The organism is uncultured Flavonifractor sp. (assembly GCF_944385615.1).
Classification (GTDB): domain Bacteria; phylum Bacillota; class Clostridia; order Oscillospirales; family Oscillospiraceae; genus Flavonifractor.
In genome coordinates, this window is record NZ_CALWXV010000034.1 from 19,935 (window position 1) to 29,171 (window position 9,237).

Here is a 9,237-nt window from a genome sequence, read left to right on the forward strand (position 1 = left end):
CTTCGCAGTCATTAGATAACGCTGTAATTCTATCATTCTTTTGTGGTTTTATCCAGTACACAGATCAAATATTTTGTTTTACAGCAAACGAAAAAAGCAGTATAATATAAAAGTTATGATCTATTCAATTTTACTGATAAGGGGAACCCTATGAAAAAACTGATTGCGCCCCTGTGCGCCCTGGGCCTGCTGCTCACCGGCTGCGGCCAGCCTGCCGCCCAGACAGAAAACGACGACACCCTCCACATCCTGGCCACCACCTATCCGGTGTATCTCTTCACCACTGCCGTGACCGAGGGCGCGGAGGGGGTGGAGGTGGACCTGCTGGTCAACCAGCAGACCTCCTGCCTCCACGACTACACCCTCACCGTCACCGATATGAAGGCCATCGAGGGAGCCGACGTGATCGTCATGAACGGCGCCGGGCTGGAGGACTTTATGGATGACGCTCTGGCTGCCTCAGACGCCGCCGTCATCGACTGCTCAGAGGGGCTGGACCTGCTGCCCGCCCAGGGCCACGAGGGCCACGACCACGACACTGAGTACGACCCCCATATCTGGATGGACGCAAACTATGCAGGTCCCATGCTGACCCAGATCGCCCAGTCCCTGACCGGGTTGGACAGCGCCAACGAGGCCCTTTACAGCCAGAATGAGGGAAAGGCCCAGCTGGCCCTGATGGAGGCGGCGGACAGCTGGCAGGAGGCGCTGGCCCCCTACAAGGGCCGGTCCATCGTCACCTTCCACGACGGGTTCCAGTATTTTGCCAGCGCTCTCAACCTGAATATCTTTAAAGCCATTGAAGAGGAGGAGGGCTCCACCGCCTCAGCCCAAGAGATCCAGGAGATTGTGGACGCCATCAAGATCAACCAGAAATACGATCTGGGGACCATTCCCATCTTCACCGAGGTCAACGGCTCCACCGCCTCAGCGGACACCATCGCCCGGGAGGTGGGCTGTGACGTGTACCAGCTGGACCTTATTATGAGCGGGGACGGCACCGGCCTCCAGCCCTATCTGGACGCCATGCAGAAGAACGTGGACACCCTGGTGGAGGCGTTGGCATGAGCGTACACAAACACGGCGATTCCGGCCCGGGCTGCGCCGGGTCCTGCTGCCTGAAGGTGGCCGACCTGGGGGTCAACTTCGGCAATGAAGAGGTGCTCCACGACGTATCCTTCCACCTCCACTGCGGGGAGATCGTGGCCCTCATCGGCCCCAACGGGGCGGGCAAAAGCTCCCTGTTCCGCACCATTCTGGGCCAGGTCCCCCACTCGGGGGTCATTGAGTTCCAGCGGGCCGGGGGGGACAAGACCCGGCCCCTCATCGGCTACGTGCCCCAGTCCCCCAGCTTCGACCGGGGGGACCCGGTGAGCGTCTTTGACTTTTTCGCCGCCGCCATCTCCAAGTGGCCGGTGTTCCTCCCCGCCCCCAAAAAGCTGCGGGCCAAGGTAACAGCCTGTCTGGAGCGGGTCCACGGGGACGCCCTCATCGACAAGCGGCTGGGGGCCCTGTCCGGGGGCGAGCTCCAGCGGGTGCTGCTGGCTCTGGCCCTGGAACCTCTCCCCCACATTCTCATTCTGGACGAGCCTTTGTCCGGGGTGGACATCGACGGGGAAAAGCAGCTTTTGGACATGCTGGACGAGATCCGCACCCGGTTTGACCTGTCCATTCTGCTGTCCACCCATGACTTTGCCACCTTGGACCAGTACGCCGACAAGGTGATTCTGCTGAAAAGCCAGGTGCTCAAGGTGGGCCCGCCGGACGAGGTGCTGTCCTCCCCGGAATTTCAGGCGGTCTTTCATCTGGATTTGGGAAAAGGGGGGCGGAACTGATGGAACTGTGGTATTCCCTGGTAGAGCTGCTCCCCTTCGAGTGGGCCGCTCCCGGTACCTTCTTTATGAAAAACGCCCTGCTGGCCGTGCTGGTGGTGTGCCCGCTGTACGGGCTGCTGTCCACCATGGTGGTCACCAACCGGATGAGCTTTTTCTCCGACGCCCTGGGCCACTCGGCCTTTACCGGCATCGCCATCGGTACCCTGTGCGGCCTGGCCGACCCCATGTGGGCCGCCATTTTGCTGGCCGCCGCCTTTGCCCTGCTCTTTACCTACGTCCAGCGCAAGTCCAACATGGCCAGTGACACGGTAATTGGGGTGTTCTCCTCCACCGCCGTGGCTCTGGGTATTTTCATCGCCACCTTTGACAGCGGCAGCTTCACCAAGTTCAACAGTCTGCTCATTGGCGACATCCTCAGTGTGGAGCCGGGGAAAATCGCCCTGCTGGCGGTCATTTTGCTGGTGGTGGTGCTGCTGTGGCTGTGCTCCTTCAACGGGCTGATGCTCTCCTCGGTCCACCCCGCCTTGGCGGATAGCCGGGGGGTGCAGGTGTTCTGGCAGGAGGCGGTGTTCTCCATGGCCATTGCCGTAGTGGTCACTGTGTCCATGACCTGGGTGGGCCTGCTGGTCATCAACTCCCTGCTGGTGCTCCCCGCCGCCGCTGCCCGCAACCTGGCCCGGAATATGCGCCAGTTCCATCTGTTCTCCATCGTGGCCGCCATCGTGGCCGGGGTGGCCGGACTGCTCGCCTCCTACGAGCTGGGCTCCTCCGCCGGAGCCTCCATCACCCTCTATCTGGCCCTATGGTTTGCCATTACCTTTTTGCTGCGCAAGACCCGGCTGTAACAGGATCATCCGCCGGGCGGGTCTCCCCGCCCGGCGGCAATCTTTACAAACCCTTTACCTCCCGTCTCTTGTTTCTTCCGCCCCGCTGGTGTATCCTGTACGCAACGAAAGGAGGGAGACAGAATGAATACCAACGACGTGGACGAGCTGATCTTTGATGGCCGCCAGGTGATCTCCAGCGACCGGTAAGACCTACGGGCAGGAAGCCACACCTTCGGGTGTGGATTTTTGCGTTTTTGGGGAGATTGGCGCGGCATCCCTGACGCGCCCTACAAAACGCCCCCTCCCCCATAAAAATTTCAGAAAATTTTTATGGTGTTTCCCCGGCCGATATGGTAGCCTATAACAAGAACATAGAAAGACGAGGCGATACCTGTTGAAACGACCCCCTAAATGGCTCCCCGCTCTGCTCTTAGCTCTGGTGCTGGTGGGAGGCAGCGGTCTGCTGCTGTGGCGGACCGGATTTTTCTCCTGTCTGGGCTCCCTTGATGCCATGCGGGCCTACATCGCCCGCTTTGCCCCCTTCTCCCACCTGTTCTACCTTCTCATTCAGCTGCTGGGTGTGGTGGCAGCCCCCATCCCCAGCAATGTCACTGCCCTGGCCGGGGCCCTGCTCTTCGGCACCTGGCCCGCCTTTCTGCTGACCTGGGGCGCGGTGGTGGCCGGCTCGGTGCTGGTATTCTGGCTGGCTCGGGTACTGGGTCAACGTTTTGTAGACCGGCTGGTAAACCAGAAGGTCTCTGACAAATACCTGGACCTGATCCGCCGGAAACGGGATGTGTTCCTCTTTTTGGCCTTTCTCTTCCCCTTTTTTCCCGACGATCTGCTGTGTATCCTGGCGGGGCTCACCGACATCCCTCTGGGGCGTTTCTGCGTACTGGTGCTGGTGGCCCGGCCCTGGGGCCTGCTGGTATCCTGTCTGGTGGGCGGCTCGGTGCTCCAGATTCCCTACTGGGCCATGGCTCTGCTGGGGGCGGCAGGACTGGCTGTATTCCTGGTGTGCATGAAGTACGGCGACCGCTGGGAGCAGCGGCTGCTGGACCACTTTAAAAAGTGACCGGGGCTGTTTTTCTGGGGGCGGAGGGGATTTTATACGCCGCCTTCCTGGCGCTGGATCTGCTTTACCCCGGCAGCGGGTGGGATGTGCCGCTCAAATATCTGTCCATTGTGCTGTGCTTCCTGTGGGCCTGGAAAAAAGGCTCCGGCTCCGACGGTCGCCTTATGACCGCCGCTTTGGGCTTTACCCTGCTGGCCGACCTGTTCCTGCTGGTGCTGGACCGGTGGTATCTGGCAGGGGTGTCCGCCTTCTGCGTGGTACAGGTTCTCTACTTGGTCCGCATTGCCAAAGCCCGGCCCTGTAAACTCCCCCTGCGGCTTACTCTGCGGGCCGCTTTGGCCGCCGCCGCTCTGGGGGGAGTGTGGTATCTGGGGGCTTTGGACCCCCTCACCGCCCTGTCCCTGTGCTACTTTACCCTGCTGGCGGGCAGCGCCCTGGAGTGCCTGATCTTTCACCCCCCTTTTCCCGGTTTCGGCCTGGGACTGATCCTCTTTGCCTGTTGTGATGTGTGCGTGGGCCTGCAAAACCTGTTCCGTTGGTTCCCTGATGCGGGAGGCCCCCTGGTGGCCTTCGCCCGTGTGGGGATGTGGCTGTTCTACCTGCCCGCTCAGGTGCTGCTGGCCCAATCTGTTGAAAGGAAGTGACCCCATGCGGCTGCCCAAAGTCCTGACTCTGTTATGCGCCGTGGTCCTGGCCCTGCTGGTGCTCAGCTTTTCGATTGCCGTTCCCATCTTGTTCCGCCCATTTTACTATTTCCAGATCGACGCTCTGGACCTCCCCGAAACCACCGGCTGGTCGAAGGAGGTCATTCAAGATGCTTATGACCAGGTCCTGGACTATTGCGTGCTGGGGAAGCCCTTCGGCACCGGCCAGCTGGCCTGGTCTCAGTCGGGGTACAGCCACTTTGCCGACGTGCGGCAGCTCTTTCTGCTGGACTTCTGGGTACTGGGGGTGAGCGCCGCCCTGTGCGCCGCCCTGCTGGCAGTGCGGCTGTGGATGCGGAAACCCTTTGCAACCCTGCTGAGCCGCGGGCCCGGCTTTTGGGCGGGGACCTGCGCCGGTGGGTTGGTGCTGGTGATTGCCGGGTTGGCGGCCCTGGACTTTGACCGGGCCTTTGTGGTGTTCCATGCTCTCTTCTTTCCTGGCAAGGACAACTGGATCTTTGACGCTCGCACCGACCAGATCATCCTGGTGATGCCGGAGGTGTTTTTCCGCAACTGCGCCATTCTCATCGGGGTGGTTCTGCTGACCTGCTGTACCGTGCTTATTCTGGCTGATCTGCTCCGGCGGCGGCGGTAAATCTTTGTGATGGTAAGCGGGAGATTTATAATGTTTTTCAACTTTTTTCCATACAGCTTTCTCTTTGGGACTTGTTCCTGTTTCTGATCTGTGATAAAATGAAACGAAGTAAAATGACAGGTTCTAACAATATTTGATAAAATCAGAAAGGGGTTATGACAATGGGACTGTTTGACAAGCTGGGAGGTTCTTTGTCTCAGGGGATTCTGGGAAACATGAGCGAAGTCTCCGTCGAGGAACTGACCAATGAATATGGCGCTTATCTGATGGACGACGAGACCATCCAGCTCGGTTTCCGTTTGGTACGGGACGTGGTTCTCTTTACGGATAAGCGTATCATTGATTTTGATAAACAGGGCGCTACCGGCCAGAAGATGCGCGTGGACTCCATCAATCTCTCCAGTATCATCCATGTTTCCGCTGAGACCTCCGGATTTGGTATGGATGACAGCGAGATCAATCTCTCTTACATCTCCTCTCCCTACTATAAGGTAAGCGGCGGTGCCGCTGTGGCGGAGAAAAAATTTGAGTTCCCCAAGAAATATAACATCCAGCCTCTGTATCGTCAGCTTCAGCAGATCGCCTATACAAACCACGAGAATCTGAATAAATAAAACAAGGCGACAAGGGCCAGGGCGAATGCCCCGGCCCTTGTCGCCTTTTCTCCGCACCAAACTGCCTGGCACACATAGAATGGAGCGGAAGGGAACGTTCCCTCCAATATCTGCTAGGAGGTATTGCAATGCCTGACAAGATGATGCCCGGCCCGGTCCAGGATGCCGCCTGCATCCGGGAGGCCGTCTGCATACACACTAAGAAAATCTATGACTCCTGTAAAGAGGAAGATATAGCGTTTTATATACTTAATCCTACCACCTCAAGTGTCCAGTCTTCTAGTCAATGGCGCAGGGGAACCGCACAAGTGTTTGGGTAGAATCACTTAGACTCTTTGTCAGTAATTTGGTTAGCATCTATACAGATTTTCCAATAATCGCTATAATAGGAGATAGTTTATACAGTACATCATTTCAGAAATCCAGAGGTGAGCGCAATGTTTGATCCTTACCATGATGCCTTTTTATACTTGGGTAGTCTACCTGGCATAAAATACTCTTGCATATTCCTTCTGCTTTTTTGCGCAATTTTGACATATTTCCTATGGCATTGCAAAGACGAATATTTCGGCGAGGGAATCCGAGGATTATGGGAAAACTTGAATAAAGGAGAATTTCAGAGTTTCTTGGGTACAGGCGCTGCCTATATTCTTCTTATAATATCTGATCTACCTATTCTGGGTTTCCTCCACGGTTTTGATTTTTTGCAAGAGGCAGCAAAACTTTTCCTTTCCACAGAACCACTGATTAGCCTCATCATGGTAGTTCTTGCGTTCGGCGCCTTTGGGCTTTGCAGTAGCCGACTTGAGTATCTAAATGTGCTCAATACCATAACGCGGATCCTGATTTTTGTGTCAGTTGCCTCCTCACTACTGACGAATCAGTTTTTCCCTTGGATCTGGTACAATATCATATGTCTTATTTTGGTGGGCGTTCTTCTGCTCTGGTTAAAATTGCTTTTCTTTAATAAAAAATCAGAAGCACAACCGTCCTCTAATTTGTTCGATGCTGTTGACACATATGACGAACTCTTTCCGCTCCGCAAAGCCCAGGCTGATGAATTATGCCGCATCATAAGCAGCCCAGTTTCTAAAGGAATTTCCATCTGTGTAGCTGGCCCGTGGGGTAGTGGTAAAACTTCCTTAGTGAATGGTGCATGCGATAAACTGCTAAATTCTCAAAAAAACTCTGGCGACAATGTGGACAAGCAAGCAATCAGTGGAGCAAACGGCAAAATAGCACACTATGAATTTATTTTCATTCGTGCCTTGGAGTTAGACAGTCTTTCATCTTTATTTCACTACTTGTTTGCTCGGATTCGAGAAATCCTCAAAAGCCGAGGTGCCTATGTAGGACCAGGTAGCGAATACCGGCGCCTCATTGCCTCGGCAGGGGGAGTAATCTCAAATAAAGAGTGGTCTACTGTTTTGGAAAAAAAACTCTTCACCATTGAGGATGATTACCGTAGCCAGAGAGAGCACCTGGAATCTTTGATGAAGAGAGTTCTCAATAAAGACAAACTGATCATTATTGTAGATGATATTGAACGGTGTGCATCCGAAAAAGCTAGGGAATTTCTATATTTCATTAAAGAAATTGCCACTATGGAGTGTTGCATCTCAATTTTTATTACAGACGATCGTTATCTTCCAACCCTAGATTATAAAAAAGAAGATCAGACTATTTTTTGGGACAAGTTTTTCAATTACCATATTGCCGTTGGTGTTATCTCAAACATAGACACAATGAAGTATTTTGAGGAAAAGATTAAACCTTCACCTGCCACAAACAAATACTCTCTGGATCGGCCAAGTACGGTTTATCAATATTTGTTGGATGAGTTACACAATAGAGCAACGAACATTGATACAACAAGTACATCTAATATATCCAGCAGGAAACAAACTGAGTATAGCCCACAAGATGAAGAAATTCGCAAGAAAAGACGCGACTATTTAAATTTGTGTACAGTACGACTTAGAGACCGATTTTCTCGTCCTCGTACTATTCAAAAGTTCTGCAGAGCTTATTATGATACTTATGAAAGATTGATAGCTTCTTATAAGTCGACAGACACAGGTACATTGCAGAACTATTTTAAATTTCTCCAATTACCAAAACTGTTATTTATCCTGACTTTTTTAAGTATGCACTATGCTACCGAATTTAAAGATATTGAGAAAACTGGATTTAAATTTTATTTGGAGCTAATCTGGGAAAGCCAAGATGAGCCAAAAAAATTTATTTGTGAACTGACAAAAAATATCCTATTCACAGATAATCTAATATTCCAAAGCTTTAATTACCAAAACCTAAAGCAGATTCGGTTCCTGGACACTCTCTTAACTTGCCCGCAGGAACTACCCAATATTATTGACAATCTCACCACTCAAGAGCAAGAATGGATTGCTGCCATTGATCAAGGCAACCAGAAGGCGATAGAAGATAACTGGGAAAACATAATCCATATCGTAGTGCAACAATATCCCTATCTTGATAAAGGCTATCAATACCTAGAAAGTCTGATTCACTTTTCCAAAGTGCAAGTGGAAACCGGCAAATCAACCTTATCTGATTTTCTCCAAATTTTTAATTGTATCATGATACGAACAGAAGTTTTATTTAACCAAACAGAAGCGTGCATTATACCACTCGTGTCACTAGTTTATAATGAATTTGGAGATAAATCTCTGTTAAATGCCGCATCTAAAGCTGACAAACGCACCATGGAAATATTTATACCAAATTATTTTGAAAGTATTATCTTACCAATCAAGTATGTCCTCAATTATATTGCCCCGATACAAGAAGATTTCTATGATAGCCTTATTGATCGTATTGATAATTTTGAAAATTTAGCTGATGAAATTACACATTTTCTGAAAGCTGTACTACAGACTGATTCCTGGAAAGAGCAGATGCCCGGATCGTTAGAAGGCCTAAGCGGGTTAAACGTACTTCTAAAAAAAGCAAAAGATCTCTTACATATACGGAAACTTTGGAATTATCCGGATGTACAGAATATGTATCACTGCGCTCAAATGGCCATGCAGGAACTGGACGCACTGTCACGATTTCTGGATAAACTTCATTTGGCCATGAATCAAGTTTCTGATAAGGCCAGCAATCTTCTTAGTGCTATCGACAGCATGGAACGCATACTTCAACAACCAGAAGAACACGATAAACAAAAAATAGAAATAAATTTTAATGCGCTTTTCCAGTTGGTACAGCCACTTGAACGTGATGCAGTCTCTCATCAAGATTTGCAGCGTCTTCATAAGATAGTATCTGAATACTACAATTTACATCTAGCCTACCAGCAAACAACTATCCGTTTGTTTCGATCAAAATTGTACGAATTGGACAGTTAAACTCAAATGTGTGCCGCTTATTCAATTGAAAAAGGCGGAGCTGGCCACGATCCTGTGGATGCTAAAATACCCCCCTCCGGTTACCCGGAGGGGGGTTCATCATCTATTCCTCTTTCCCGGCGATCCCGTCCCCGGCCTCGTAACCGTAAAATCTCCCGGCGTATAAAAAGGCCGCCATCTCAGTGCGCAGGCATTGAGATGGCGGTCGGCATT

General features: G+C 51.8%; 8 protein-coding genes. All 8 read left to right on the forward strand.

Annotation, left to right across the window (positions count from 1 at the left end):
• Nucleotides 1-150 precede the first annotated feature (150 nt).
• The 8 genes from Q0J75_RS09395 to Q0J75_RS09430 all read left to right on the forward strand — a co-directional run bounded on the left by Q0J75_RS09395 (nt 151) and on the right by Q0J75_RS09430 (nt 9,024).
• Complete coding sequence (locus Q0J75_RS09395; protein WP_297200122.1) at nt 151-1,068, forward strand: metal ABC transporter substrate-binding protein; 918 nt, start codon at nt 151-153, stop codon at nt 1,066-1,068.
• Nucleotides 1,065-1,835 carry a metal ABC transporter ATP-binding protein gene (locus Q0J75_RS09400; protein ID WP_297200126.1) on the forward strand — a complete coding sequence of 257 codons (771 nt, stop codon included), beginning with the start codon at nt 1,065-1,067 and terminating at the stop codon, nt 1,833-1,835. The genes Q0J75_RS09395 and Q0J75_RS09400 overlap by 4 nt, the downstream gene beginning before the upstream one ends.
• Nucleotides 1,835-2,680, forward strand: coding sequence for a metal ABC transporter permease (locus tag Q0J75_RS09405; RefSeq protein WP_297200128.1), 846 nt, complete (start codon nt 1,835-1,837; stop codon nt 2,678-2,680). Before Q0J75_RS09400 ends, Q0J75_RS09405 begins: the two co-directional genes overlap by 1 nt.
• Before the next feature lie 376 nt (nt 2,681-3,056).
• Complete coding sequence (locus Q0J75_RS09410) at nt 3,057-3,737, forward strand: TVP38/TMEM64 family protein (RefSeq protein ID WP_297200130.1); 681 nt, start codon at nt 3,057-3,059, stop codon at nt 3,735-3,737.
• Nucleotides 3,734-4,381, forward strand: coding sequence for a lysoplasmalogenase family protein (locus tag Q0J75_RS09415; protein WP_297200133.1), 648 nt, complete (start codon nt 3,734-3,736; stop codon nt 4,379-4,381). The genes Q0J75_RS09410 and Q0J75_RS09415 overlap by 4 nt, the downstream gene beginning before the upstream one ends.
• Nucleotides 4,382-4,385: 4 nt before the next feature.
• On the forward strand, nt 4,386-5,036 hold the full coding sequence (locus Q0J75_RS09420) for a TIGR01906 family membrane protein (protein WP_297200136.1): 651 nt from the start codon (nt 4,386-4,388) through the stop codon (nt 5,034-5,036).
• A gap of 161 nt (nt 5,037-5,197) precedes the next feature.
• Nucleotides 5,198-5,650 carry a PH domain-containing protein gene (locus tag Q0J75_RS09425; RefSeq protein ID WP_297200140.1) on the forward strand — a complete coding sequence of 151 codons (453 nt, stop codon included), beginning with the start codon at nt 5,198-5,200 and terminating at the stop codon, nt 5,648-5,650.
• Nucleotides 5,651-6,249: 599 nt separating this feature from the next.
• Nucleotides 6,250-9,024, forward strand: coding sequence for a P-loop NTPase fold protein (locus tag Q0J75_RS09430; RefSeq protein WP_297200143.1), 2,775 nt, complete (start codon nt 6,250-6,252; stop codon nt 9,022-9,024).
• Nucleotides 9,025-9,237: the final 213 nt, after the last annotated feature.

Coding starts and splice junctions, on each gene's coding strand:
- Q0J75_RS09395 (WP_297200122.1), top strand. CDS start 151: ATGAAAAAACTGATTGCGCCCCTGTGCGCCCTGGGCCTGCTGCTCACC.
- Q0J75_RS09400 (WP_297200126.1), top strand. CDS start 1,065: ATGAGCGTACACAAACACGGCGATTCCGGCCCGGGCTGCGCCGGGTCC.
- Q0J75_RS09405 (WP_297200128.1), top strand. CDS start 1,835: ATGGAACTGTGGTATTCCCTGGTAGAGCTGCTCCCCTTCGAGTGGGCC.
- Q0J75_RS09420 (WP_297200136.1), top strand. CDS start 4,386: ATGCGGCTGCCCAAAGTCCTGACTCTGTTATGCGCCGTGGTCCTGGCC.
- Q0J75_RS09425 (WP_297200140.1), top strand. CDS start 5,198: ATGGGACTGTTTGACAAGCTGGGAGGTTCTTTGTCTCAGGGGATTCTG.